The sequence below is a fragment of the Sphingobium amiense genome, from assembly GCF_003967075.1.
GTDB classification, from domain to species: domain Bacteria; phylum Pseudomonadota; class Alphaproteobacteria; order Sphingomonadales; family Sphingomonadaceae; genus Sphingobium; species Sphingobium amiense.
Genome location: NZ_AP018664.1, coordinates 2683874 through 2709340, shown reverse-complemented (window position 1 = coordinate 2709340; position 25467 = coordinate 2683874). Strand labels below are relative to the sequence as shown.

Below are 25467 nucleotides of genomic sequence, written 5' to 3'. Positions count from 1 at the left end.
TGCCTGCCCCCGAGCGAGCTTATTTGCCGACATCGCGCGCCCCTTCGGCAGTCGCAACGACCGGCGCCGCTTCGCCGCCCCCCAGGCTGTGGACATAGGCGGCGAGCATCCGCACGGTCGCGCTGTCGAGCTTATCGCCCCAACGAGGCATCACGCCCTGGCGGCTGTTCCACACGGTCTCCCGGATCGTGTCGGGGTCGCCGCCATAGAGCCAGATGCCGTCTGTGAGGTTGGGCGCGCCGAGTTCGCGACTGCCGTGCCCAGTGGGGCCGTGGCAGACGGCGCAATTGTCAGCGAAGAGCCTTGCGCCGCGCTGCGCCGTCGCGCCGGGACGATCCTGCCGGCTGATGGCGCGGACATAGGCGACGACATCATCCACCTGCGCTGCGGTCAGCAGCTGGTCGCGGCCGAAGGCGGGCATCTGCGACATGCGGGTAGCCGTATGGTCGGGATTGCGCACGCCATCGAAGATCGTCTGCTCGATCGTCGCCAGGTCGCCACCCCACAGCCAGTCGTCGTCATTGAGGTTGGGATAGCCCTTCGACCCCGCCGCACCTGAACCATGGCACTGCACGCAATGCACGCGGAACGCGGCCCGCCCGCCCTCGACCGCCGCCTGCATCAGCTGCGGCTTTCCGGGTAGCGCCTCGATCGGCGTTTCGGCGATCGCCTTGCGGATCGGCGCGACCTGCGCCTCCCGCGCAGCCAGCTCCTTGTCCAGCGCGCCCCGGCTCGACCAGCCGAGTATGCCCTGCGTGGCGCTGTGGATCATCGGCCAGGCGGGATAGGCGATGGTGTAGGCGACCGCGAAGAGAATGGTGGCGTAGAAGGTCCACAGCCACCAGCGCGGCAGCGGCGTATCCAGCTCCCGGATGCCATCCCATTCATGGCCCTTGAGCTCCGTGCCCGTCGCGGTGTCGACATGCTTGTCGTCAGCCATGATCGGCCTCCGTATCTTCGCGATCCTTGAAGATCATCGTGGATGCGGCGCGGCTGTGCGCCCGGCCGCGCGGCAGGAAATGCCAACCCACCAGAACGAGGTAGCTTACCCCCATGAACACCAGCCCCCAGCTGTCGGCGAAATGCCGCAGCGTGTCATAGCTGCTCATCGCTCCACCTCCTGCGGCTCGGCGGCGTTCACGTCGACCAGCGTCCCCAGCATCTGGAGATAGGCCACCAGCGCGTCCATCTCCGTCAGCCTGTTCGGATCGCCGTCGAAATCGCGCACCTGCGCCTTGGGATAGCGCTTCAGCAGGTCGACAGTGTCGGCGGTTGGGTCCGCCTGGGCCGCGAGGTCGGCATTCGCCTTGGCCACGTCATCCTTGCTATAGGGCACGCCGACATCGGACAGCGCCGTCAGATGCGCGGCCATGTCGCCCACCTTCAGGTCGCGCTCGGCGAGGAAGGGATAGGTCGGCATGATCGATTCCGGCACCACCGCGCGCGGGTCCTTGAGGTGCTGGACATGCCATTCGTCCGAATAGCGACCGCCCACGCGGGCAAGGTCCGGCCCGGTGCGCTTCGACCCCCATTGGAACGGGTGGTCGTACATGCTCTCGGCGGCGAGGCTGTAATGGCCGTACCGCTCGGTCTCGTCCCGGAAGGGGCGGATCATCTGGCTATGGCAGTTGTAGCAGCCTTCGCGGATGTAGATGTTGCGCCCCGCCAGCTCCAGCGGCGTGTAGGGGCGCACCCCCTCCACCTTCTCGATCGTGTTGTCGATCCAGAAGAGGGGCGCGATCTCCACGATGCCGCCGATGGCCACGACGATCAGAGCGGCGATGCCCAGCAGCGATACGTTCCGCTCGAGCTTGCCATGGTCGAAAAATCGGGATGCCATGAGGGCGTCTCCTTAAGCGGGCTGGGCGATCAGCGGCTTGTCGGCCGCCGGGTCATAAGGCCGCGTCGTGCATCGGCTTTTCAACGCGCAGCGGGCTGCCGGCAATGGTCCGGCCGATGTTCCAGGCCATGATGATCGCGCCGGAAAGGTAGAGCAGGCCGCCGGCCGCGCGGCTCAGGTACATGGGCAGCATGGCGCTCACGACCTCCGAGAACGAATAGACCAGATAGCCGTCCGACCCATATTCGCGCCACATCAGCCCCTGCATGATGCCCGCGACCCACATCGACGCGGCGTAGAGGACGATCCCCACCGTCGCGAGCCAGAAGTGCCAGTTGACGAGACGCAGCGAATAGAGCCTTGTCCGCTTCCACAGGCGGGGGGCGAGATAGTAGAGCGAGGCGAAGGTGATCATGCCGTTCCAGCCGAGCGCGCCCGAATGGACGTGGCCGATGGTCCAGTCGGTATAGTGCGACAGGCTGTTCACCGCCTTCACCGACATCATCGGGCCTTCGAAGGTCGACATGCCGTAGAAAGCGAGCGCCATCACCATCATGCGGATGATCGGATCGGTGCGGATCTTGTCCCAGGCGCCGTTCAGCGTCATCAGCCCGTTGATCATGCCGCCCCAGCTCGGCATCCACAGCATGATCGAGAAGACCATGCCCAGCGTCTGCGCCCAGTCGGGCAGCGCGGTGTAGTGCAGGTGATGCGGCCCCGCCCAGATGTAGAGGAAGATCAGCGACCAGAAGTGGATGATCGACAGGCGGTAGCTGTAGACCGGCCGTTCCGCCTGCTTCGGCACGAAATAATACATCATGGCGAGGAAGCCGGCGGTCAGGAAGAAGCCCACCGCATTATGGCCGTACCACCACTGGGTCAGCGCATCCTGCACGCCCGCGAAGGCGCTGTAGCTCTTGGAGCCCAGAAAGCTGACCGGCACCGTCAGGTTGTTGACGATGTGCAGCATCGCGATCGTCAGGATGAACGACAGGTAGAACCAGTTCGCCACATAGATGTGCGGCTCGCTGCGCTTCAGGATCGTGCCGCCGAAGACCACGAGATAGGCGACCCATACGATGGTCAGCCACAGGTCGACATACCATTCGGGTTCGGCATATTCGCGGCCCTCGGTCACGCCCATCAGGTAGCCGGTAGCGGCCAGCACGATGAAAAGCTGGTATCCCCAGAAGACGAAGTTCGCGAGCGCGGGCGAGAAGAGTCGGGCGCGGCAGGTGCGCTGGACGACGTAGAAGCTGGTGGCGATAAGCGCATTGCCGCCGAAGGCGAAGATGACCGCGGAGGTGTGCAGCGGCCGCAGCCGCCCGAAGCTGGTATATTCAAGGCCCAGGTTGAGCGCCGGGAAGGCGAGCTGCAAAGCGATGTAGAGGCCCGCCAGGAACCCCGCGAGGCCCCAGAAGACGGTGGCGATCACGCCCCAGCGGATCACATCGTCATAATAGCGCCCTCGATCATGCTGCCTCCTGACCAGTCCTCGCGCGAAGGCTGCATAATCGGCGGTGCGCATGCCGTAGATGGCCAGGCCGAGCGCCACCGCGCTCACGATCCCCATATGAACGGAAAAGCCGCTGTCGCGCGCCGCCAGCATCGCCGCGAAGGCGAGCAGCGCCAGCGCGAACCAGCCGCCCGTCCGCATTACCAGTCTGTCCATGGATCTACCCCGCAAAGGCTTTGCGGCGCCCTGTTGGAAAGTGCCCGCCGCTATGCCCCGACCTCTGTCAAAAGCGATGCGGCGGGTCTTTACGGGAAAATGCGTAGGCCGTGAGGTTCGCGGTGAATGAGCCGGACGGGCAAGCGTCAGGCCGCCTCGGACAGCGTCTTCAGTGCAGCCATGTTCACCAGCCGCACGCCGCGTCGCCCGACCAAGTCGATGAAGCCGTCACGTTTCATCTCGGTCATCTGCCGGGAGACCGTTTCAATGGTAATGCCCAGAATGTCGGCGATCTGCTGCCGCGACAGCGGGAGCGCGATCACGCCGTCCCTGTCCGCGTGCAGCCGCCGGCTTATGTCGAGGAGGAAAGTGGCGACTTTCTCCCGCGCAGACTTGCGCCCCAACAGGAGCATCCAGGCGCGGGTGCGGTCGAGATCATCCAGCGTTCGTTGCAACAAGCGATGCTGCAATTCCCCGTGCCGCATGGCGAAACCATCGAAACCGCCACGCGGGAAAAGACACAGCCGCGCGTCGGTCAACGCCGTAACACTATGCGGCGTTCGTGCGCCGAAAGGGCGGCCGATGAAGTCGGAGGCATAGACGACGCCGACAATCTGCTCGCGCCCGTCGCCTGTGGACGTGGCGAGCTTCAGCGTGCCCTCGATCACATTGGCGACGACCATGCTATCGTCTCCTTCCCACATCACCGTCTGTCCCGCCTGCAATGTGACCCGCCGCCCCAGGCGGCTCAGCGCGTGGCGATCGCCTTCGCTGAGGTCTGCGCAGATGGCACGGTGGCGCACGATGCAAGCGTTGCAGCACTGGCTACCGCAGGATCGTGCCGGGATCGGGAAGGCGCCATTTTGCGCCATGTCAAATCGCATATCCATGCCGCTGGATGACGAGAGCGCATGCCGCGACCTATCCGTAAATGTCCCTATCGGTGCGCGGGGTCGAAGGAATGAAGCCGGAAATTGCGTGTCAGGCTTCACTCATCATACTGATGAATTCTTCGTCTCCTCTACCCGGCGTGAAAGGCGATACGCAGCGCCTCCGCCAGACTCTTCACCCTTAGCTTCTGCATCAGGTTGGCACGGTGGATTTCCACGGTCCTGGGACTGATCCCCAGATCGTAGGCGATGCTCTTATTGGGCAGGCCCTGCACGAGCCCGTGCAGCACGTCGCGTTCGCGATCCGTCAGCACGTTGAGCCGCGCCCGCGCCTCCTCAGCGCGCGCGATGGCGCCGCGCTCCGCCAGGGACAGCGCCTTGGCGGCCTCGATAGAGGCAAGCAGGGCTGCCTTCTCAAAGGGCTTTTCGATGAAGTCGCTGGCGCCCGTCTTCATCGCCGCGACCGCCATGTCAACATCGCCATGGCCAGTCATGATCACGACCGGCAGGGTGATGCCGCGCGCGCGCAGTTCCCGCTGTACCTCCAGCCCGTCGATGTCGGGCATGCGCACGTCAAGCAGCACGCAGCCGCGAGGCAGCGCGCCCGCCTCCTTCAGGAACTCCAGACCGCCCGCGAACAGGCGCACGGCATAGCCGCTGGTCCGGAGCATGAAGGACAGCGAGCGGCGGATCGCCTCGTCATCGTCCACGACATAGATGATGTAGGGTTCGCTCATGCCGGTCTTCCGTTGCTAGTCCGCGGCGTCCAGGGTGAAATGGAAGGCGGTGCCGCCCCATTGCGACGGCGTGGCCCAGATGCGGCCGCCATGCCCCTCCAGGATGGTCTGGCTGATCGAGAGGCCGAGGCCCATCCCGTGCGCCTTGGTGGTTGTGAAAGGGGTAAAGAGCGTGCGCGACATTTCAACATCCAGTCCCGGCCCGCTGTCGGCCACCACGACCTCCACCCGGCCGTCCTCCGCCGGGGTGGCGGTCAGGCGCAGGATGCGCGCCGGGCGGTTCTGCATCGCCTCCACTGCATTCTTCACCAGGTTGATGATCACCTGCTGGAGTTGGACCCGGTTGACCAGCACCTTGTCCACCTGTCGGTCGACGGCGATGTCCATGTCGATCCCGCGGCTGTCCACGCCGATGAACGCCAGAGCGACGCCCTCGGCCAGAGCGACGCGCAGCGGCTCTGGCTGGCGCAGAGTTTCGCCCTGACGGATGAATTCGCGAAGCGACCGGATGATCTCCCCCGCGCGCAGAGCCTGGTTGGCACTTTCGGCCATCGCCTCGCGCAGCATGTCCCGATCAACCGGGCCGTCCACGTCGAGAAGGTCGCGCCCTGCCTCCATATAGTTGGCGATCGCGGTCAGCGGCTGGTTCAGCTCGTGCGCGAGGGCGGAGGCCAGTGTGCCCATCGCCGTGACGCGGCTGGCATGGGCCAGTTCGGCCTGGAGGTCGGCGACGCGCCGCTCGGCCTGCTGCCGTTCCGTGAGGTCGCGGATGAAGCCGGTGAACAGCCGCCGCGTCCCGTCGTTCACCTCACCCACCGACAGTTCGATGGGGAAAGTGGACCCGTCCCGCCGCCGCGCGCTGGTGAGCCGCCCAATGCCGATGATCCGCTTTTCGCCCGTGGCAAGATAATGGCCGATATAGCCGTCATGCCGCTCGCGGTCGGGGGACGGCATAAGGATCGAGATGTTCTCGCCCAGCACATCGCTTTCGGCATATTGGAACATGCGCTGCGCCGCCGCGCCGAAGGAGACGATGTGCCCCGCCATGTCGATGACGATCAGCGCATCGGGCACCGTCGCCAAGATAGATCCCAGCAACGCCTGCTCCAGGCTGTGCGCGCGCTCGCTCAGCCCGTCCGTCTCGTCATCCGCCACCGCCATGCCGCGACCATGCCGCCCTTTCAGTGCGCCAGCAAGAGCGGGACGGGCGCATCGCGCAGCAGGCGGCGGGTTACGCCGCCAAACACCGTTTCGCGCAACCGGCTATGGCCGTATGCGCCCATGACGATCCAATCGATCGCTAGGTCGCCCACGACGCGCAGCAGCGCCTCGTCAACAGTTTCCTCCTGCCGCGGCCAGCTACGCAATTCGGCCTCGATGCGATGGCGGGACAGATATTCCAGCGCGTCGGTGGCCGGCAAGACATGCTTCCCGCCCTCCTCAATCGTCACGACCAGCACCGCATCCGCCAGTTTGAGGAGCGGAACGGCGGAGCGGAGCGCAGTGCCGGCTTCCTGCGACCCGTCCCAGGCCACCAGAGCCCGCCCGGCAACGGCGAAGCGCGTCGCCGCCTGCGGTACGCCCAGTACCGGTCCGCAGCGGCTCAGCGCCAGGTCCGGGACGATGGAAAGCGGGTCGAGCATGCCGCTGCGCGGCCCTCGCGGCAGGGTTGCCACGACCAGGTCGGCCAGGCGTGCGGCGGACAGGATACCGCTTACGGCCTCGCCCTCGCACTGAATCCAGTCCCATTGCACGCCTTCCCGCGCCAGCCGCGCCTCGACCTCCGTCTGCGCTTTGCGGTCGATGTCCCGCAGTTCCGCCATGATCGTCGGCGCGAAGCCCGCACCGCCATAGAGATCGGCCGCCACCAAATCCGGCAGCATCGTCACCTGCACGCAACGAATATGGGCACTGGTCGCCCGCGCGATGTCGAAGGCGGCCTGAAGTCGGCTTTCCTGACCCAGATCGTCATGGATATGAAGCAATATCGATTTCATGGCCCCGGCCTTTCCGAGCGGATGCTTCCGATCGCCTTTCCCTAGGCCGGAGGTCCGAGATCGCACCATCAGGGATAGTCCTTATTTCCTCGGACGCCCGGAAACCGGAAAGAGAGGCCATGACATGGACGACGATACGCCTGGAACTGGCCCGCACGGAGGGTTTCCCCAATGGTTCGGCGGCGCGCAGCTATGTGCTGCGCCTGCCGCTGCAATCCGACGGGCTGATCGACGAGCAGGAATATCGGACCCACCCTGAACTGGCGACCGCCCGCCGTTTCTGGCCGAACGAGCCGGATCGGCGCGGCTATCTGCTACGGACGCCGGAGGGGTGGGTGCTGTCCTATGCCCGCGGGGAAGAGGATGACGAAAGGATATTCCGGCTGGAAGCGCACAGCGTCCGACCGGGCAGCTATCTGACGCTGACGGAGCCCGACGGCGCGCAGCTCCCCTTCCTGGTCAAGGGCCTCGCGCCCGCCTGAACGAAAGGACATGGCTATGATCCATCTCGAAACCCGCGCCGGCTTCAGCCTCGCGGTCCGCCCTGCCACGCCCGCCGATGCCGCCGCAGTGATCGACTTCTTCGACCGGGTGTCGGACGAGGATCGCCGGTTCCGCTTCCTGTCCTCGATCCGCCACCTGACGGCGGCGCAAGCAAAGGACATCATCGACTTCGACTATCACCGGCGCGAGACCTTCCTCGCCTTCCTGCCCGGCACGGACGAGATTATCGCTGCCGCCACGCTCGCAGCCGACCGGACCGGGGAGAGCGCCGAAGTCGCGATCTCCATCGACGCTGACTATAAGGGACGCGGCATCGGCTGGACTCTGCTCGATCACGCAGCTGTCGAGGCCCGGCAATGGGGCATCCGCCGACTGCGTTCGATCGAAAGTCGCGAAAATCACTCCGCGATCTCGCTGGAGCGGGAGAAGGGTTTCTCCGCGCGAGCCGTGGATGGTGATGCTACCCTAGTGATGCTGGAGCGCTGTTTCTGAACAGCGCTGGCACCGAGAGGCGCTACCGTGCCAGCGCCGGATCGATGCTGTTCGCGAGAGGCCGTCCCGCCTCGAAATCGCTAATGTTCCCCAGCGTCGTTTCGGCGATGCCCTCCAGCGCCTCCTGCGTCAGGAAGGCCTGGTGCCCGGTGACGAGGACGTTGGGGAAGGTCAGAAGGCGCTGGAAATCGTCGTCTTCGATGATCTCGTTCGACAGGTCCTCGAAGAAGAGATCGGCCTCCTGCTCATAGACGTCGAGCGCGACGCCGCCGATCCTGCGGGCCTTGAGTCCGGCGATCAGCGCCCGCGTGTCGATGAGCGCACCACGGCTCGTGTTGACGATTACCAGTCCCTCGCGCGCCTTCGCAATTGCATCGGCGTCAATGATATGGCGCGTCTTGGGTGTCAGCGGGCAATGCAGCGAGACGATCTCGGCCCGCTCCAACAACTCGGCGGACGGCACATAGGAAACGCCTATCGCCGCCAGCTCCGGATCCTCGACGACGTCGCTCGCCAACACTTGGCAGCCGAAGCCTAGTTGCAGCGTGCGCGCCACCAGCGCGCCGATCCGGCCGGTGCCGATGACACCTGCGGTACGACCGTGCAGGTTGCGGCCAATCAGGCCGTCTAAGGAAAAATTATTCTCCCGCACCCGCGCCCAAGCGCGATGCACCTTGCGGTCGAGTGCCAGCAGCAGCGCAATAGTGAACTCGGCGACGGCATGCGGCGAATAGGCTGGCACCCGTACGACAGCGACACCCAGCCTCGCCGCAGCCCGGAGGTCGGTATTGTTGTACCCCGCACAGCGCAACGCCACCAGCCGCGTGCCTTGCGCCGCCAGCCGTTCCAGCACGGCAGCGTCGGCCCGGTCGTTGACGAAGATGCAAACAGCCGGAAACCCCTGCGCCAGAGGCGCCGTGCTCTCATCCAGCCGGGGTTCCAGGAAATGGAGCTCATGCCCGTGCACAATATTGGCCCCGCTCAGGAACTGCCGATCATAGTCTTTGGTGCCGAAGATCGCGATGCGCATGGCCGCATAGTGGCAGGACCAGTTGGGCGGTCAATGGTTCGGATACCCGCAAACAGAGAAGGGCACCGTTTCAGCGGCGGCACCCCTCTCGGAGGTCAGAAGCGCATACCCAAGCCAACGCCGAAGACCAGTGGGTCTAGCTCCACATGGACCTTCTGCACGCCCGCAGCGCTCGTGCTAAGCCGCGCGTTGGTGTCGATGTCGATATATTTGATGTCGAAGTTCAGGAAGACCTTATCGGTCAGGTCGATGTCCACGCCGGCCTGCGCCGCCCAGCCGAAGCTGTCGGACATGTGCACCTTGGTCTTGCCGACAGCGCCCTCCAGAGCCGTGGAAGCGTCCTCATTGTAGAACAGCGTGTAGTTGATGCCGGCACCTACATATGGACGTACCTTGCCCTGGGGCAGGATATGATATTGCGCCGTGAGCGTCGGTGGCAGCACCCAAGTGGAAGCGAGCTTGCCGATGCTGCCCGTCGTGCCGGTACGACCACTGGCGCTATGCTTGGTGGTCGCTGCGATCAGTTCGAAGCCGATATGGTCGGCTGCCATCCAGGTGAAGTCGATCTCCGGCGCGATTGCATTATCGATGCTCACCTTTTCGCCGGGGAACCCAGGCAGCACACTACCACTTTTTTCGTTGGGCGCGACGATGATGCCGCGCAGGCGGATCAGCACATCGCCCTGTTTCGCCTGCGCCGGCGTGGCGAGCGCGCCGGCAATGGCTGCGGCACCCAGCAATAGGACTGTCCTGTTCATAGGGGTCTCCTTCCCTTCTGGTTGGTGACTGCCCTTTGCGCCCCACCGGCCGATTGGACATTGATCCGGCGCAACGCGTTATTTGACATGGCGCAATGTGCACTGACCGCGCCCGTGCGATCACGTGTGGATGTGGACCTATTATCACGATCTGCTCGCGCGTCCGGTGCCGCGCTACACCAGCTATCCCACCGCAGCCCAGTTCAGCGATGCTGTGGGAGAGGCTGAATTGATGGCACGGCTGGACGCACTGGAGACGGACACGTCGCTCTCCCTCTATGTCCATATTCCCTATTGTCATGATATCTGCTGGTATTGCGGCTGCAACACCGGAGCGGCTAATCGCATCCAACGCCTGACTGCCTATATCGAGGCGCTGGAGCGCGAAATAGCAATGATTGCCACGCGTTTGTCCGGCCGCGGCCGGGTGCGGCGCATCGCCTTTGGCGGGGGCAGTCCCAATTCCCTGCCGCTGGTCGATTTCGTCCGGTTGTCGCAACAGCTGAGCCGCTGTTTCGATGCGCATGATGCGCAGATCTCGGTGGAGCTGGACCCCCGCCGACTGGACAACCAATGGATCACGACGATGGCGGCCATGGGGGTGAGTCGCGTCAATCTGGGCGTGCAGACCTTCGCACCGGCGGTGCAGGCGCGGATCGGTCGCATTCAGCCGCACGACCTGGTGAAGCGCGCGGTGGAGGGCTTCGCCCGCGCCGGCGTGGCGACCGGTTTCGACCTGATGTACGGCCTGCCGGGACAGACAATTGAAGACCTCATCGCTACGCTGGACGCCAGCATCGTGCTTGCGCCCGCACGGATCGCGCTGTTTGGCTATGCCCATATGCCACGCCTGCTGCCGCGCCAGCAGCGGATCGACGCCAACGACCTGCCGGATTTGGCAACCCGCTTCGCCATGGCGGCGCAGGGGCACGATCGGCTGATCGACACGGGGTATGAAGCGGTCGGTTTCGACCATTTCGCCCTCCCTGGGGACGGGCTGGCGCACGCCACGCGCGAGGGGAGGCTGCGGCGCAATTTCCAAGGCTTCACCGACGATGACGCCGACATACTCATCGGAATGGGCGCGAGCGCGATCAGCGCCTTTCCCGATCTGCTAGTCCAGAATGAGAAGCGCGCCGGGGCCTGGCGCGAGCGGATCGCTGCCGGCCGGCTTACTGCCACCCGCGGGCTCATCCGCGATGGGGAAGACCGGCGGCGGGGGCGCATCATAGAGGCACTGCTCTGCCGGGGCGAGGCCCATCCGGGTGAGACACCCATGCCCGATCTGTCGGATTTAGAGGCGCTGGGGCTGGTCCGGCGCAGCGAGGGACGCATGCTTCTGACGCCGGCCGCTCGTCCCTATGCGCGGGCCATTGCAGCACGATTCGACGCCTATCTGGCGGCCGAGGAAAGGCGTTTCAGCCATGCGGTCTAGCGCGGCATGGCTAACGGCTGCTGCTTGCCTCAATCTGGCGGCGGGAGCTCTGCCGGCACCGGCGGTTGCGCGCTCCATCCCATTTTGCGGCGCGCCGCCGCCTGGCTGGGTTCCGATCGACCGTCGCCATACGCCAAGACAACCCGCGCAGGGCAGTGCCTGCCATGTTCTGCTGTGCAACGCCGATCGCGAGAGGCGGAGAGGTTTCGGCGATCCGCTCGATCTAAGAAGGTGAGCGCTTCCAAAAAAATGAAAGATTAGTCGCTGAACTGCGTGGAGTCACGCGGATGCGCTTGCCGGCTGATGAAACCTTGAATGACCGGTTCCGGCGTAAGTCGACATTCCGTCCGCGGCATCGGAACGGCTTGAAGTGGTCGCGACCTGCCGGTTAGAGGAACGACCGCTGTTGGTAGTCGAAAATCGCGCGCTGACCGTCCGATTTGGGTCGAAAACGGAACGCCGCATCGTGGGGCAAGCGGCCGTATCGGTAGTGCGGACTGCGTGGTAGATCTGAACGGAAGCGGTAGTTCGGCGGCTGGGGGCAAAGCCCTGTTGGGGCACTGTCAAAGCAAATGCACCGGCCGTTAGGATGTCGGAGTTAGGCGCTGGTTCATGCCCCGCCTCCGCAAACCAGCCAATCCATTCCGCTACTTCAACTCGTCGCCCGAGGTGATCCGGCTCGTGGTGCTGATGTATGTCCGCTATCCGCTGTCGCTGCGGAATGTGGAGGATCTGCTGTTCGAGCGTGGGATCGACATCTGCCATGAGACGGTGCGGCTCTGGTGGAACAGGTTCGGTCCGCTGTTTGCGGGGGACATCCGCCGGCAGCGGATCAGCCGCATGCGAGGCTTCCGCCACTGGCGCTGGCACCTCGATGAGATGTACGTGAAGATCAATGGAGAGATGGTCTATATCTGGCGTGCCGTCGATCACGAAGGCGAGGTTCTCGAGAGCTACGTCACCAGGACGCGCGATAAACGGGCAGCTCTTGCCTTCATGAAGAAGGCGCTCAAGCGCCATGGATCACCCGAGGCGATCACCACGGACGGACTGCGCTCCTACGGTGCCGCAATGAATGAGCTTGGTAATCGCGACAGGCAGGAAGTCGGACGCTGGGCCAACAACAGGACGGAAAACAGCCACCTGCCTTTTCGGCGACGAGAGCGGGCGATGCTGCGCTTCAGGCAGATGAAGGCGTTACAGAAGTTCGCCTCAGTCCACGCCAATCTCCACAACCACTTCTCACTGGAGCGCCACCTCGTTAACCGAAAGACCTACAGGGAGAGACGCTCTGCCGCCCTGGCAGAGTGGTGGTCCATCGCGAGCTGAGGGCAGGCATCCCAAGTCCGAAATACATCCGGTGGAGACGAGTTCGCATTAGACTGACAGCACCTCCCGGTGGCTATGCGCGGCGATCCGGGTATGTGCCGGAACGCGGATCTGGATCGTGTAGGGGCCTTCCTTTGTGGGATCGCCCGACAATATGATGCTTTGAATGCCCGCGACGCCGGAGGTTCCAGCGCCCGGGCCGGCCTTGACTAGGCGGCGTGGACAAATTTGAGCCAGTATCTGGCGGTGGCGAGGTGGACCATTCCGAGGAAGCTGTTGGCCAGTTGGTCGTAGCGGGTGGCAATGGCGCGATTGATCTTGAGATGGCCGAACATGCGCTCGATGCGATTGCGCTGTCGGTAGAGCACCCGATCATAATGGATTTTCACACGGCGGTTTGATCGGCCCGGAATGACGGCCTTGATCGTCCTTTCGGCGAGGTCCGCGCGGATGGCGTCGGCGTCATAACCCTTGTCTGCAAGGAAGGCATCGGGTGCGCGCTCGGGCAAATCGATCAGCGCATCATACGCCTTGCAGTCCGCTGCTTCACCGCCAGTCAGAATGAAGGCGAGCGGTCGTCCGAGGGCATCAGCCAGGCAGTGAAGCTTACTGGTGAACCCGCCCCGCGAGCGGCCAAGAGCGCGTCGATGAGTCCCCCTTTTCCGCCCGCTGCCGAGACGTGGGCGCGGACTGTGGTGCTGTCGATGCTATAGTGGCCGCTGTCCGCCATGATCTCAGCCAGGGTGACCGCAACCGTTTCCCAGACGCCAGCCTCGCTCCATCGTCGGAACCGCCGATAGATTGTGTTCCAGCTACCATATTTGGGCGGCACGTCTCGCCACGGAGCGCCACACCGGAGCCGCCAGAGAATGCCGTTGATGATCGAACGGTTCTGCTCAGGTGGCCTGCCTCGGCCACGGTTCTCCGGCTCGATCGGCAGCAAGTCCTTTAAAACGCGCCACTCTGCTTCGGTTAAATCGCCCCGGCTCAAGCCTGCCTCCAAAAAGCAGCCTTGAATCAAGGCAAGTGTGCCACGTCAATCGCTAACCCATGCGGCAATCGTTTGGCGAAAGCCCGGTTCCGTGCGAGCATGGTTACATGGAAGTGCTGACAATCCTCGTTGTGATCGTCGCGGTGCTCTCGGCAGCCACGACAAACGCAATCGTGCAAAGGCGCCTGCTCGCTTCAGGACGTGGATGGTTCCGCAGCACAGTCGTTTCCGGCTTTACAGGCTTTCTTGCAGCTATTGGCATCATCGCAACCTACTTCATCATAGGCCACCTGATCTGGAAGTTGGCGCAGTAGCCAATTTGTCCACGCGCCCTAGAGCGTCGATTTCCGCGGGGGTGAGCCTGATCTGCGTCTCCCGCGCGAAGGCGACACCGTAGGAGAAGAGCAGCGATGCCAATCCCAGCATGGGCGCCAGCCGGCTGCTCACTTTCCGCCCCGCACGAAGGCGGAGACCATGGCGATGGTTGCCTTGGGCTGTTCCTCCATCAGCCAGTGGCCGGCGTCGGGTATCACGCCTTCGGTCACATCGGTCGCGGCATAGCGCATGACGGTCGCCATCATCGGGCCAAAGGACTTCTCCCCGCCGATCGCCAGAACCGGCATTGTCAGCTTGCCCTGGGCGAGGAAGGCTTTGTCGTCGATCGCATCCTGATCGAAGGCCGCGAACTGGGAGAAACCCGCATGCATCGCGCCCGGCTGCGCATAGAGGCTGGCATAATGTTCGCGCGAGGCTTCGCTGAACCGGGCCGGCGTGGCCGAGAACTCGTTCCAGAAGCGGTCGAGGTAGATGCGTTCGCGCCCGGCGACCAGTCGCTCTATGTCCGGCCCGCCAAAGCGGAAGTGCCAGAGCAGCGGATTCTTCAATATCTCCTCCCACGGCCCGACGCCGGGCAGCGGCGCATCCATGAGGACGAAGCGCTTGACCCGGTCGCGGTTCTGCGCCGCAAAGGCATAGCCGACCATATTACCGATATCATGGGTGATGAGATCGACCTGACCGATCTTCAGCGCGTCGAGCAGACCCGCCATGTCGGCGCCCTGCGTTTTCTTGTCGTAGCCCGACGCAGGCCTGGCCGAGAGGCCCATGCCCCGCAGGTCAGGCACGATCACGGTATGGTCGCGCATGAGGTCGCGCGCGAGCGGTGCCCACATGTCGCCCGTCTCGCCATAGCCGTGCAGCATCAGCACCGCCGGCCCCTTGCCGCCGATCCGCACATGCAGTGTCGTCCCGTCGGTCGCAATCTCCTTCATCTGGAAACCGGGCGGAAAGACGAAATCCTGGGCCGAGGCCGGCAAGGGCGCCAGCGCCATGCCAAACAGCATCAAAGACAAGGCAAACGGCTTCATGATGTCCCCCATCAGATCTCAGGATAAGTCCGGTAGATGCCTGTAATCGCTCGATTGGCATTCGCTCTCCTTTGACATTATGCTCGGAACGAAACGATCAGGGTAGGTCGGAAAAGGCGAACCGATATCTCGGAAAAGGCGAACCATGAAGCTCGACGGCATCATCGCTTTTGTGACAGTCGCGGACTGCGGATCGATAAACGAGGCGGCGCGGCAGCTTCGCCTGTCGAAATCCGCCGTGAGCGAGCGGCTGACCGAACTGGAACATGCTGTGGGCGCCCGGCTACTGAGCCGCAACAGCCGCCAGCTTGCCCTGACGGAAGACGGCCTGGCGCTGCTCGACCGCGCGCGGCGGATCGTCGCAGAAACGCGTGAGGCGAAGGAGGATCTGGCGCGGAGGCGCGGTGAAATATCGGGACCGCTGCGCATCGCCGTGCCGCGCGCCTTTGGAGATCTGCATCTGGGGCCGATCCTCTACGACTTCATGCATCGCTATCCGGATGTCAGCGTCACGGCGGACTTCGACGACCGGATCAGCGATCTGGGCAGCAGCTTCGACGCGCTGGTGCGCATCGCGCCTGCGGACCTGCCCAAGATGGCGAGCGAGCGCCTCACAATCAGCCGCCGGACACTGGTGGCCGCCCCGTCCTATCTCGACCGGCATGGCAGGCCGGAGACGGTCGATCAACTGGAGCAGCACAAGGCCATCCACTATATGGAGCGCGGCCCCGACGACTGGACGTTCAAGGCGGAGATCGAGCGCGTCGTCGCGCGGGTGACGCCGAGGCTCCGGGTCACGTCCTGCTATGCCATGCGCGACGCCGCCATCGCGGGGATCGGCATCGCGTGGCTACCGACTTTCCACAGCTATCAGGCGGTCAGGGATGGCACGCTCGAAATATTAGATATCGGCGTCGATCCTGATGTGACGCCGATCACGATCGCCTATCATAACGGCCTTGGCCCATCCGCGAAGATGCGCGCGCTGATCGATCATTTAAAACTTAGCATCGGCGATCCGCCCTATTGGGATGAAGGCATGCCTCTCGCCACGGTTGCAACAGTTTGAATGGTGGTAGTAGTCTAATGCGAACTCGTCTCTGCCGGATATAATTTGGGCTTTGGAGGCACGTCCTGAGCTCAAGATGGATCGCCACTCTCAACCGCTCCGGCTTCCCGGAGGCATTTTCAATCGGATCGTGGAGGCGCTTTGGCAATTGGAACCCACACAATCAAATCGCCACCAAACCGCGTTCGTCCGCCCACGCGCCGTGTCCCGTAAAATCCTGCTCGACTTCGCAGCCGACCAGAGGGCACTGTCAAAGCAAATGCACCAGCCGTTAGGATGTCGGAGTTAGGCGAGGCTCCATGTCTCGTCCACGAAAACCAGCCAATCCATTCCGCTACTTCAACTCGTCGCCCTAGGTGATCCGCCTCGTGGCGCTGATGTATGTCCGCTATCCGTTGTCGCTGCGGAATGTAGAGGATCTGCTGTTCGAGCGTGGGATCGACATCTGTCACGAGACGGTACGGCTCTGGTGGAACAGGTTCGGCCCTCTGTTCGCAGGAGACATCCGCCGGCAGCGGATCAGCCGGATGAGAGGCTTCCGCTACTGGCGCTGGCACCTTGATGAGATGTACGTCAGGATCAATGGAGAGATGGTCTATCTCTGGCGTGCCGTCGACCACGAAGGCGAGATCCTCGAGAGCTACGTCACCAAGACGCGCGATAAACGGGCTGCTCTTACCTTCATGAAGAAGGCGCTCGCTCAAGCGCCACGCAACACCCGAGGTGATCACCACAGATGGCCTGCGCTCCTACAGCGCCGCAATTGAATGAACTTGGTAATCGCGACAGGCAGTTGGTCGGACGCTGGGCCAACAACAGGGTGGAGAACAGCCACCTACCCTTCCGGCGACGAGAGCGTGCGATGCTGCGCTTCAGGCAGATGAAGGCATTACAGAAGTTCGCCTCCGTCCACGCCAATCTCCACAATCACTTTTCACTGGAACGCCATCTCGTCGACAGAAAGACCTACAAGGAGAGACGCTCTGCCGCCCTGGCAGGGTGGTGGTCCATTGCGGGCTGAGGGCAGGCGTCGAAAGCCCGAAATGCATCCGGTAGAGACGAGTTCGCATTAGACTGACAGTGCCGCATTATTCGAATGTAAAATATTGATATAGAACAAGAAAGAAGAAGAAATTTGCGCGCGGCGTGCTGGCGACCGGGTTTCGTCAAGCGTGTAGAGGTGACTTGCGGCCGCTGAACAGCAAGATGCCATACGAAACAAACGTTTGTGGCTGAGATGGCTATATGGGCCGAACTCGCGAACATTTAAATGGTTGTCGGAGTGACGGAGGGGAATCGAACCCCTCCCTGGCGCTAGCTTGATGAGGCATTCCGCTAAAACGAATCTCACGCTATCGCTTGCGTGGATCAGCTACCCCACCAGGGATCACGTCAGCACCCGCTTTTCCGTGCACGATAAGTTCGGCATATGCATCCATACCAACCTCCATGTTTGGCACCTGAATGGTGACCGTGGGTGATCTGCCCCCGCCGAGTAAGCCGGTTGATTTGTCAGTGGATTATTTCCGCCGCCGTTGCCCATTGGTCGCATGTGGGACACGATACTTTCAGTGAAGTCCTTGGGTGTATCGGCTTACAAATCAATGTCTGTTTCTATTATTTGCAGCCATTGATCCAATAACAGCGCGCCAAAGCCGGTGCCGCCTTTGCCGCCTAGCGAGCGGCGGCGGGTGGCCCATACGACCCCCTCAATATCAAGGTGCGCCCATTTCGTATGTTCGCGAAACTTTTCCAAGAAAAGAGCGCCGGCAAGCGGGGAGCCCCAGCCCATACCGAGATAGCCGGGCACCCCGACATTGGAGACATCGGCAACTTCGGATTCAACCACGTATTCTTGTGAAGAATGGTAAGGGAAGCGCCAGAGCCACTCTCCAGACGCACGGCCAGCCCGAACGAGATCTTCGGCCAGTTGATCATCCGAGGCATAAAATGCTGCATATTCTTCTGAAAGTATTGCACCGGCCATGCCTGTCAGCGTCGCGACATCGATCGTCCATGTCGGCCGATATTTGCGAATTCCCCACGTCATGGCGTCGGCCAGCACCAGCCGGCCTTCTGCGTCGGTATTTCCCACTTCAATTGTCAGCCCTGACATTGAGGTGAGTATATCACCTGGCCGATATGACAGTGCGTCAATCTGATTCTCGGACATTGGCACGATCGCGACAACGTTCACTCGCGATGCACGTTTCGCGGCAAGTTCCAGAGCTCCAAAGACAGCCGCACCGCCGCCCATGTCCGAACGCATCTTGTGCATTTCGCTAGCGGACTTCACGTTGAGTCCGCCCGCATCGAAGGTCAGGCCTTTGCCGACCAGGATGGCATCCCAACTACTGCGCCCCGGGTCGCCGCACCATTCCACGGAAACCAGACGGGCGCCAAACTCGCCGCCTCTTGCAACCGCGAGAAGGGCGCCCGCCCCGGCGGCTTCGAGTTCGGCCGGGCCAAGCACACTCACTTTGCAACCCAATGCTTCAAAGACCGTCTGACTTTCCGCAGCCCACGTTACCGGATTGAGCAAATTGGAAGGCGACTCGACCCAGGCGCGGCTACGGTTGACTGCCTCGACAATCGTTGAGATCACGTCGGCAGATGCCCTGTCCGCCTCCTGCACGATCAGCCGCTGAGGCCGAAATCCCCTACGCGCTGTCTTCCTTCCATTTTCAAGCTGAAAACCATGCAGCAAGGCTCCCTTCAACATGGCATGGAAAGCATCGATGCCGATGAGGGAAACCGCAGGAAGGGAAATTTCTTCAAACCGGTGCGCCACCATCGCGTCGAACAGGTGGCCACCCGCCAGAAGCCAACAATCCTTTGTGCCGGTGTCGACGCCGAGGACCAGCAGTCGTCGCTTCTGATCTGCGCCGAAGAGTTCGATCGCACGTCCGGGCTCGATCGGCGCGAGCGATCCCACGATCGCGGCCAGATCGTCGACATTCGCGACATCGCTAATGATCTCGCCCGATCCGGTTAGAAGCACCAGTCCAGCCAGCACATGGTCAGACGAAGCAACCGGATCGACCCTCAATGTCTGCCAGCGCGTTTGGGTCAATTCTGTTCTTCCTCCCGGATTAGATGCAAAGGAATATGGACATTCGCGTGGGACGAACTGTGCCTAGGAATGATCCACCAGTGTCGGCGTCCAGCCGCCCGGCCGCTTCTCAAGGATGAGCCGACTCCAGAACACCGCCGCAATCGTGATACCGCCCATGATAATCAGGCTTGGCCTTCCATATTCCTCATCAGTCACCTTGGCGATCGCAAATACCAAGGCCAGAGCAAGGCCGAGCACAGGAGCAAAAATTCCAAAAGGCGCCCGCCAATAGCCATCTTGCCCCGTTTTCCCTTTCAGGCGGCCGATCAACACGGCAAGGCAGACGAGGCCCCAAGCGTAGACCAGCAAGCCGCTCATAAACACCAGCAAGGCATGCGCGCTGGCCAGGCAGCACAGGGCCGAAAAGACGGCCAACACAAGCGTCGCGCGGCGCGGCACGCCGGATTTATGGCTCACATGGTTCAGGAACCGGTTAACTGGGCCGGAAAACACCCCATCGCGCCCGAGGCTGAAATATAGCCGCGCACCCAGCATGATTTGGACGATCATGGCGTTGAAAATGGCGAGAGCGATGCAGACGCTGATTAGCTTGCCGGCTCCCGAACCAAGAGTTTGGGTCAGAAATGTCGCCAGAGGTGCGGGACTGCGCAGGATAGCGCCGAGATCGGGAGCTCCAAGGACCACCAGGACCATCGGCACGGCGATGGCGAACGCGCCGACGAAACACGCAATCAGCACCACGCGCCCCATGGCCTTGTGAGGGTCGATCAGCTCCTCACCGAAATAGAGCGCTTGATTGCCGCCGATCGTGGCATAGGCCGCGTTGACACCGCCAAGTGCCAAAGCGGCCAAAGTTGGCGCTACGAGCAGCCCCTCGGGTCCGGCCACCACGGGATTGGCGATGATCGTCAGCGGATCGCCCGAGGAATGGAGCAGGCCGGCTGCACCGAGGGCGACGATGGCCAGCATCTCAATCAGGAGGAACACGCCCGTGACCCAGGCACCGGCACGCACGGCCAGCAAGGCTATACCCACCGAAGCAGCCAATGCGATCCCAGTTAGGAGGCTGGCCGAGACGTCCGGTAGGACGTAGTTGATATAAGTCGCGAAGGCTTTGGCTTCAAAGGCGATCAGTGGTGCCAATGTCGTTGCCCAGATGGCCAGCGTGACTGCGGCGGCCCAGGCGCCCAATATCGTGCCGACCCCCACATAGTCGCCGCCTGCATAGGGATAGGCCGATCCGAGTTCGGCATAGACCGTGCCCCAGATCACCGCGACGCCGATGCTCAAAAGGAACAGGGGGGCAGCGGCGGAGCCGGTCTGCAACAGCACGTCCGATCCTATGCCGAATACCGAAAGCGCCGGCGACAGGCCGGACATGGCCAGGAACAGGCATCCCCAAGTGGTGAGCTGCTTGTGGAGCTTACCTGCGACCGGACGCTGTGCATCCGCAGCGTTGCCGTCTACCATATCGACTGTTTCACTGATGGCCATGCCATTCCCCATGTCTTGCGGCCTTCCATCGCCGTACATTGACGCCGTTCGGCGCTCAGGCCGCGCATTGCGCCGCGATACGCTGGAAAAGGTCGAGATGTGCTTCGCGCCAATGGTCTCTGGAGGCTTCCGGCAAAGAAGAGAATTTCACGATGACCACATCCCGGTCCAGATCGACCCAGAGATATTGACCATAAACCCCGACCCCCAGGAGTATCCGTTGCGACCGATCCGGTACCCACAGCTGGTTCCGGTAATGTCCATCGGGGAAGCGTCGCTGTCCTACCTCCGACGCCAGCCACGCGGCGCGGCTTTCGGCATCGCCTGCCAACGTATCTTCAACGAAAGCGGGCGGCACCAGCGCGCGATCCGAGAATGCCAATCCGAACCTTGCGAGATCCCTGGCCGTCGATAAGAAGCATCCGTCATAGAGTGCGTTGCCCGTTGGCCCGAGCATACAGCGGGCGTCATGCGCTGCGCCGATCTTGACCCACAGTTCCTGGGATATGAGCTGGGGCAGCCGAAGACCCGACAGCCGTTCCAATATCCAGCCGAGGACATCCGTGATGCAACTGCGATAAGCCCATCGCTCGCCATGGGGTCGATCATTCACTGTGGTGAGCAGGAAATCGTAGATCGTGTCCGGGACTGACGGATCGCGCTTGAAATCCCACCCGTCTGCCTGACCCTTGATCCGGATCTCAGCATCCGGGTCTTCGTAATCCTCGCTGAATTTCGTGCCCGTGGTCATGTCGAGCACCTGTTGCACGGCGGCGTCTCCGAACGATGAGTTCGCCAGTTCCGGAAGATAGTCCTTCACGGGAGCGCGGACGTTCAGCTGCCCTCTGTGCGCCATGATCCCGGCGATCGTCCCCAAGAGGGACTTGGTAATGGACGCCGCCATGTGCAGCGTCGATGGTTTCATGCCATTGTCGTAATGTTCGACCAGCAACTTGCGGCGATGCACTACAACGAACGCATCAGTGTAGGTCGCATCAAGAACTTCGCGAACGGATCGCCCAGCTCCGACCTGAAGCGTATCAATCGTGTATCGCGGCGTGCTGAGGTCGCGCTCGAACGCCGGGTTCCGCTCGACCTCGCCAGTGGCAAAGATCGCAGGCATGTTCTGGAATGCCCAGCGGTTGAATGGCGGATATTCCCAGTTCCTGTGCGTAACGATCCGTTCGGAAGGCGGAGGCGATCCCACCATCAGCCCCATTTCCAAAGCGGTTGATGGCTTTTTTCCGCCGAACTCGATGGGGGAAGACGTCGACAATACCAACTCCAGAGATTGCAGGCCGCACCTTGCCGTGTTTGCGTCTAATCACGAAGCGCCTTCGAAATGCCCTCCAGACCTGCGTGAAGCTCATCTTGGGTGGGCCACAGATAGCCGATGCGGAAGAAATTGGTCGGCATCTCGAACCAGTGCCCCGGCCCCACATATGTCCCATGTTTCTCCAGCAGACGTGCATAGAATGCTTTGGTATCGAATGCCGCGTCTGCCACGATTTTCGGGAAGCAGACGACGCCCCCGCTGGGTTCGATCCAGTCGATCATCGGCTCGCTGGCAACCCAATCGCGCACGATGGACAAGCGCTTGCGCATCTCCACCCGCAGCAGGGCCAGGAAATCGTCTCGCTGCTCCAGCACAGCCCCACTTATCCACTCGTCGACGATGCTGCCACAGATGTTGATCTGCTCCTTCGCAGCCAGAAATTTGACATACAGCTCGGGATCCTTGGTGATGAGCCACCCCGTCCGTACGCCCGGAATGCCATAGGCCTTAGACAGCGACGAAACGCTGATCACATGATCCGCAAGGCTTGAGCTGATAGGAAGCTGCACATCGTATGAGAGATCGCGGTAGGTCTCATCGACCAGCAGATGGATGCCCAAATCCCCGGTGAGCGAAACAAGGCCATCAAGCTGCTCACGCGTAAGCATCGTTCCCGTTGGATTGTGCGGGCAGGTGACACTCACTAGCCGCGTGTTGGCCTGGATCGCCTGCCTCACTGCGTCGAGATTGATCGCGAAGCCGTCTTCGAACTTGAGATCGATCAGGCTGATCTGGCAACCGATCGCCCTCGGCGTTTCGATATTGGTCGCGTAATTCGGCCGAATGACGACCAGATGGTCGGCTGGCCGAAGCAGCGTGGTCGATATGATGAAGAGCGCCCCTGCGGCGCCGGTAGTGACGAGAACGTCGTCCGCCGACAGACCGGAACCCTGCGCCGCGACCAGCTCCCGAAGGCGCTTGTCCCCCCTATGCTCGCCATAGAGCAATGTCAGGTTGGGAATGGTAAGGCCGAAATCGGCGATCGTCCGATCGCGGATCGAGCTTTCGGAAAGATTGTTGCGGATGAGGTCGTAGCCATATTCTTCGGGCGATTCGACTTCGATCGCCATTCTTGCATATTTCATTGCCGATCCTCAGCCTTGTCGTTGTTCAGATGCGGAGCTGGCGCCCGCCAATATATGTGTGAACCCGAAGGAGGCGTGGCGCCATGGAAGGAGACGCTCTTCGTCATCCTCAGAAAGTTCGCGCGATCGAAAGACCAACTCTGCGCGGCGGCAGGTAACGGAAGGAATAGGGGAAAAGGGAGGCCGCACCGCCGGTAAGGACGCCACGGCGATTGGTCAGGTTGTTAGCAAATAGATTGATGGCCCAGGGACCGTTTTCAACGCCCGCCTTGAGGTCTACCTTCACATAGCTCGGATAGACCTGACGCTCGGCCGGCGGTGGCCCGGTGAACGCGCCGATGCGTCGACCGACATAATCAAGCTGACCGCCAACAAATCCCGACCAGTTGTCGGATAGTGGAAAGTCCTGCTGGAGCGACAGGCTAGCGGAATAGCGGCTGGTGAAGGGCAGGCGATCACCTTTGACGCCGTAGACCGTGGACGCAGCCGGGAACGGCTCTGAAAGCTCCGCGACGTTGAATGCTCCCCAAGCTGTTGCCGTCATGCCCTGCCAGGGCTTGGCCGTCAGCGAGAGTTCAATGCCCTGGCTCTTCGCCTTGGCGCCATTTGCGTTGTAGGTCAGACTGGTCGCCGCATCCACGAGCGAGATCTGAATGTCGCGCCAGTCGATATGGTAAAGCGATGCGTCGACGAACAATTTGTTGTCGAAGATGCTGCCTTTCATCCCGATTTCATAGTTGGTCGTCGTGTCCGGCTTGTAGCTCAAGGGCAAGCCAAACAGAGCTGCTGTCGAATTTGGACCGCCGGGGCGATAGCCTGTCGCAAGTCTGGCATAGATCATCCAGCTCGACGCGAGCTTCAGCCGGGGTGTGATCAGATAGGTGAATTTTGAATCGCGTGTCATCGTCTTGGGGAAAATAGCCGGCGATCCACCTTCGAACGCATCCGCATAGGGGCCGGTATCGACCTCGCCATAGCTTTGCCTGATCCAGCTTTTGCGGCCGCCAAACTGGATGTCGAACATCGGCGAGAGTTTCACCGTCACGTCCGAAAAAGCCGCATATTCGCGGTACGTGACTTTCCAGTCGAATAACGCAAGCTCGCCGGCGACCGCCCCGGTCAGGGGGTCCGCCGCGTCGATACGCTGCCAGTCGGGGGATTGTTCATCCGTGAAGAATGCACCCACGCGCCAGTCGATCCAATCCTTGATCTGCGCGGATGCTCGCAATTCCTGCGAAAATTTCTTGGTGAGATAACGCTCTTTCAGCGGAGCGCCGGCAACGCCGAAGGTGGCGTCGCTGAACGATCCCGGCGCCTGGCCGAGATAGAAACTGTAATCGAACGAGTCCCGGAGATCATTGACGCTGTAGCCCGTGAGCGACGTCAGATCCACCTTGCCCAGATCGAGGTTCATCACGACGCTATAGGCTTGCACCTCGTGTTCGCCGACCCCTACGCCTCGCACGACACTTTGTTCGCGGGCCGCCAGATTATAGCCTGGGCCAGTGTGCTCTTCATCAAGGGCCCCAGTCTTGGTCTTCTGATAAAGGGCGCTCGCACGAACTGAAAAACTCTCGGACAGGTTCAGCAGCGCCGAAAGTCTTCCCCCAAAAGCCTTGCTATGGTTCACATCCTTCTGGCCGGTCAGAACATTGTCGATATAGCCAGGGTCAAACCGGCTGAACCCGGTTGCCCGAAACGCAAAGGTTTCGCTGACGGGGACGTTCACTGCGCCGCGGACGACATAACCAATGTCACCAGAATGCGAAACGCTGTTGAGACCCGCCTCGACACGGCCTTTGAACTCCGTCAGCGATGGGGCCGTCGTTACATATTTGAGAAGCCCGCCAATACTGCTGGCGCCGTAAAGCGTGCCTTGCGGTCCGCGAAGCACCTCTATGCTGGAGAGATCGCTCGGGTCGAGATCGAGAGCCGGGGTGCCGCCGCCAAGGCTGGTGGATGAACCGAATGGCACATCGTCGATCGTGACGCCGACCGTGGGATTGGTAAAGCCGCCTGTCGTGACGCCGCGAATGGCGATCGACGCTGCGCCATTCGTTTCAAACGGCACGAGCGCCAGCCCCGGAACGGCGGAGAAATAGTCCTTGATCGACGTCTTGTTGCTGCCAACAAGCGTGTTGACCTTCAATACGGTCACAGGCACCGCCACGTCTTTCAGCAATTCGTCCCGCTTCTGGGCCGTCACGATGATCTCGGCGGTTGATGCCTCGCCTGCGGCACTGACCTGCGCCGTAGCCATGGTGGGCATTATCAGGCCCGCTAGGCCAAGCGAAATTTTCATGCGGCGCGAAAAACTGGTTCCCATTTCTCTTACCCCCGATGACCGGGCCGGCGTTGGTGCAGG

At 62.0% G+C, this 25467-nt stretch carries 22 protein-coding genes and 2 pseudogenes; 7 read left to right on the top strand and 17 right to left on the bottom strand.

From position 1 onward, the window contains the following. Positions 1-19: 19 nt before the first annotated feature. From ccoP to SAMIE_RS13015, 8 genes and pseudogenes are all read right to left on the bottom strand, one after another. Entirely contained in the window at positions 20-940 is a 921-nt protein-coding gene (ccoP, locus tag SAMIE_RS13050) for a cytochrome-c oxidase, cbb3-type subunit III (protein WP_066703286.1), read from the bottom strand. Continuing rightward, positions 933-1109 (bottom strand): cbb3-type cytochrome c oxidase subunit 3, encoded by a 177-nt coding sequence (locus tag SAMIE_RS13045; protein WP_066703288.1) that lies wholly within the window; start codon positions 1107-1109, stop codon positions 933-935. The genes ccoP and SAMIE_RS13045 overlap by 8 nt, the downstream gene beginning before the upstream one ends. Then, a complete protein-coding gene (ccoO, locus tag SAMIE_RS13040) occupies positions 1106-1840 on the bottom strand; it encodes a cytochrome-c oxidase, cbb3-type subunit II (protein ID WP_066703292.1) in 735 nt (244 codons plus the stop codon). Before ccoO ends, SAMIE_RS13045 begins: the two co-directional genes overlap by 4 nt. A 12-nt stretch (positions 1841-1852) precedes the next feature. After that, positions 1853-3512, bottom strand: a pseudogene (gene ccoN / locus SAMIE_RS13035) (cytochrome-c oxidase, cbb3-type subunit I). Positions 3513-3658: 146 nt separating this feature from the next. Continuing rightward, positions 3659-4402 (bottom strand): Crp/Fnr family transcriptional regulator, encoded by a 744-nt coding sequence (locus tag SAMIE_RS13030; RefSeq protein WP_066703297.1) that lies wholly within the window; start codon positions 4400-4402, stop codon positions 3659-3661. Positions 4403-4533: 131 nt separating this feature from the next. Then, the gene (gene fixJ / locus SAMIE_RS13025) at positions 4534-5139 is read right to left on the bottom strand and encodes a response regulator FixJ (RefSeq protein ID WP_066703299.1); all 606 of its coding nucleotides are present in this window, start codon (positions 5137-5139) and stop codon (positions 4534-4536) included. A gap of 15 nt (positions 5140-5154) precedes the next feature. Further along, a complete protein-coding gene (locus SAMIE_RS13020; RefSeq protein WP_066703301.1) occupies positions 5155-6300 on the bottom strand; it encodes a sensor histidine kinase in 1146 nt (381 codons plus the stop codon). 20 nt (positions 6301-6320) lie between these two features. After that, positions 6321-7136, bottom strand: a complete 816-nt coding sequence (locus tag SAMIE_RS13015; protein WP_066703304.1) for a universal stress protein — start codon at positions 7134-7136, stop codon at positions 6321-6323. Between the two features lie 119 nt (positions 7137-7255). Here SAMIE_RS13015 and SAMIE_RS13010 point away from each other — a divergent pair, with 119 nt between their 5' ends. Together SAMIE_RS13010 and SAMIE_RS13005 are read left to right on the top strand one after the other, a co-directional pair. Then, positions 7256-7618, top strand: a complete 363-nt coding sequence (locus SAMIE_RS13010; protein WP_066703307.1) for a hypothetical protein — start codon at positions 7256-7258, stop codon at positions 7616-7618. Between the two features lie 16 nt (positions 7619-7634). Beyond that, positions 7635-8132 (top strand): GNAT family N-acetyltransferase, encoded by a 498-nt coding sequence (locus tag SAMIE_RS13005; RefSeq protein WP_066703310.1) that lies wholly within the window; start codon positions 7635-7637, stop codon positions 8130-8132. Positions 8133-8154: 22 nt separating this feature from the next. Here SAMIE_RS13005 and SAMIE_RS13000 read toward each other — a convergent pair whose 3' ends face one another. Continuing rightward, a complete protein-coding gene (locus tag SAMIE_RS13000) occupies positions 8155-9162 on the bottom strand; it encodes a 2-hydroxyacid dehydrogenase (RefSeq protein ID WP_066703313.1) in 1008 nt (335 codons plus the stop codon). 95 nt (positions 9163-9257) lie between these two features. Then, positions 9258-9920 (bottom strand): OmpW/AlkL family protein, encoded by a 663-nt coding sequence (locus tag SAMIE_RS12995; RefSeq protein WP_066703315.1) that lies wholly within the window; start codon positions 9918-9920, stop codon positions 9258-9260. A 130-nt stretch (positions 9921-10050) separates the two neighbouring features. Here SAMIE_RS12995 and SAMIE_RS12990 point away from each other — a divergent pair, with 130 nt between their 5' ends. Both SAMIE_RS12990 and SAMIE_RS12985 read left to right on the top strand, forming a co-directional pair. Then, entirely contained in the window at positions 10051-11355 is a 1305-nt protein-coding gene (locus SAMIE_RS12990) for a radical SAM protein (protein WP_066703317.1), read from the top strand. Between the two features lie 612 nt (positions 11356-11967). Then, on the top strand, positions 11968-12684 hold the full coding sequence (locus SAMIE_RS12985) for an IS6 family transposase (RefSeq protein WP_126516832.1): 717 nt from the start codon (positions 11968-11970) through the stop codon (positions 12682-12684). A gap of 209 nt (positions 12685-12893) precedes the next feature. Here SAMIE_RS12985 and SAMIE_RS12980 read toward each other — a convergent pair. Beyond that, a protein-coding gene (locus SAMIE_RS12980; protein ID WP_197724633.1) for an IS5 family transposase occupies positions 12894-13675 on the bottom strand; the annotation gives its coding sequence in 2 pieces (ribosomal slippage) (positions 12894-13351 and positions 13351-13675; 783 coding nt in all). Positions 13676-13782: 107 nt separating this feature from the next. Between SAMIE_RS12980 and SAMIE_RS12975 the strand changes: the two genes are divergently transcribed. Beyond that, entirely contained in the window at positions 13783-13989 is a 207-nt protein-coding gene (locus SAMIE_RS12975; RefSeq protein WP_126516830.1) for a hypothetical protein, read from the top strand. 129 nt (positions 13990-14118) lie between these two features. Here the strand turns inward: SAMIE_RS12975 and SAMIE_RS12970 are convergent, their stop codons facing one another. Then, positions 14119-15042 carry an alpha/beta fold hydrolase gene (locus SAMIE_RS12970; protein ID WP_066703943.1) on the bottom strand — a complete coding sequence of 308 codons (924 nt, stop codon included), beginning with the start codon at positions 15040-15042 and terminating at the stop codon, positions 14119-14121. A gap of 145 nt (positions 15043-15187) precedes the next feature. On the opposite strand from SAMIE_RS12970, the gene SAMIE_RS12965 reads away from it, so the two are divergent. Both SAMIE_RS12965 and SAMIE_RS23790 read left to right on the top strand, forming a co-directional pair. Then, on the top strand, positions 15188-16111 hold the full coding sequence (locus SAMIE_RS12965) for a LysR family transcriptional regulator (protein ID WP_066703916.1): 924 nt from the start codon (positions 15188-15190) through the stop codon (positions 16109-16111). Between the two features lie 356 nt (positions 16112-16467). Further along, a pseudogene (locus tag SAMIE_RS23790) lies at positions 16468-17132 on the top strand (IS6 family transposase). A gap of 573 nt (positions 17133-17705) precedes the next feature. Here SAMIE_RS23790 and SAMIE_RS12955 read toward each other — a convergent pair. The 5 genes from SAMIE_RS12955 to SAMIE_RS12935 form a co-directional block, all read right to left on the bottom strand. Beyond that, positions 17706-19184, bottom strand: coding sequence for a M17 family metallopeptidase (locus SAMIE_RS12955; RefSeq protein ID WP_066703919.1), 1479 nt, complete (start codon positions 19182-19184; stop codon positions 17706-17708). 63 nt (positions 19185-19247) lie between these two features. After that, complete coding sequence (locus SAMIE_RS12950) at positions 19248-20681, bottom strand: APC family permease (protein WP_162849062.1); 1434 nt, start codon at positions 20679-20681, stop codon at positions 19248-19250. Positions 20682-20736: 55 nt separating this feature from the next. Then, positions 20737-21900: a serine hydrolase domain-containing protein gene (locus SAMIE_RS12945; RefSeq protein WP_066703925.1), complete on the bottom strand. Its 1164-nt coding sequence runs from the start codon at positions 21898-21900 to the stop codon at positions 20737-20739. A 101-nt stretch (positions 21901-22001) separates the two neighbouring features. After that, positions 22002-23102, bottom strand: a complete 1101-nt coding sequence (locus SAMIE_RS12940) for an aminotransferase class I/II-fold pyridoxal phosphate-dependent enzyme (protein WP_066703928.1) — start codon at positions 23100-23102, stop codon at positions 22002-22004. Positions 23103-23211: 109 nt separating this feature from the next. Next, entirely contained in the window at positions 23212-25428 is a 2217-nt protein-coding gene (locus tag SAMIE_RS12935) for a TonB-dependent receptor (protein WP_066703931.1), read from the bottom strand. Between the last annotated feature and the right edge of the window lie 39 nt (positions 25429-25467).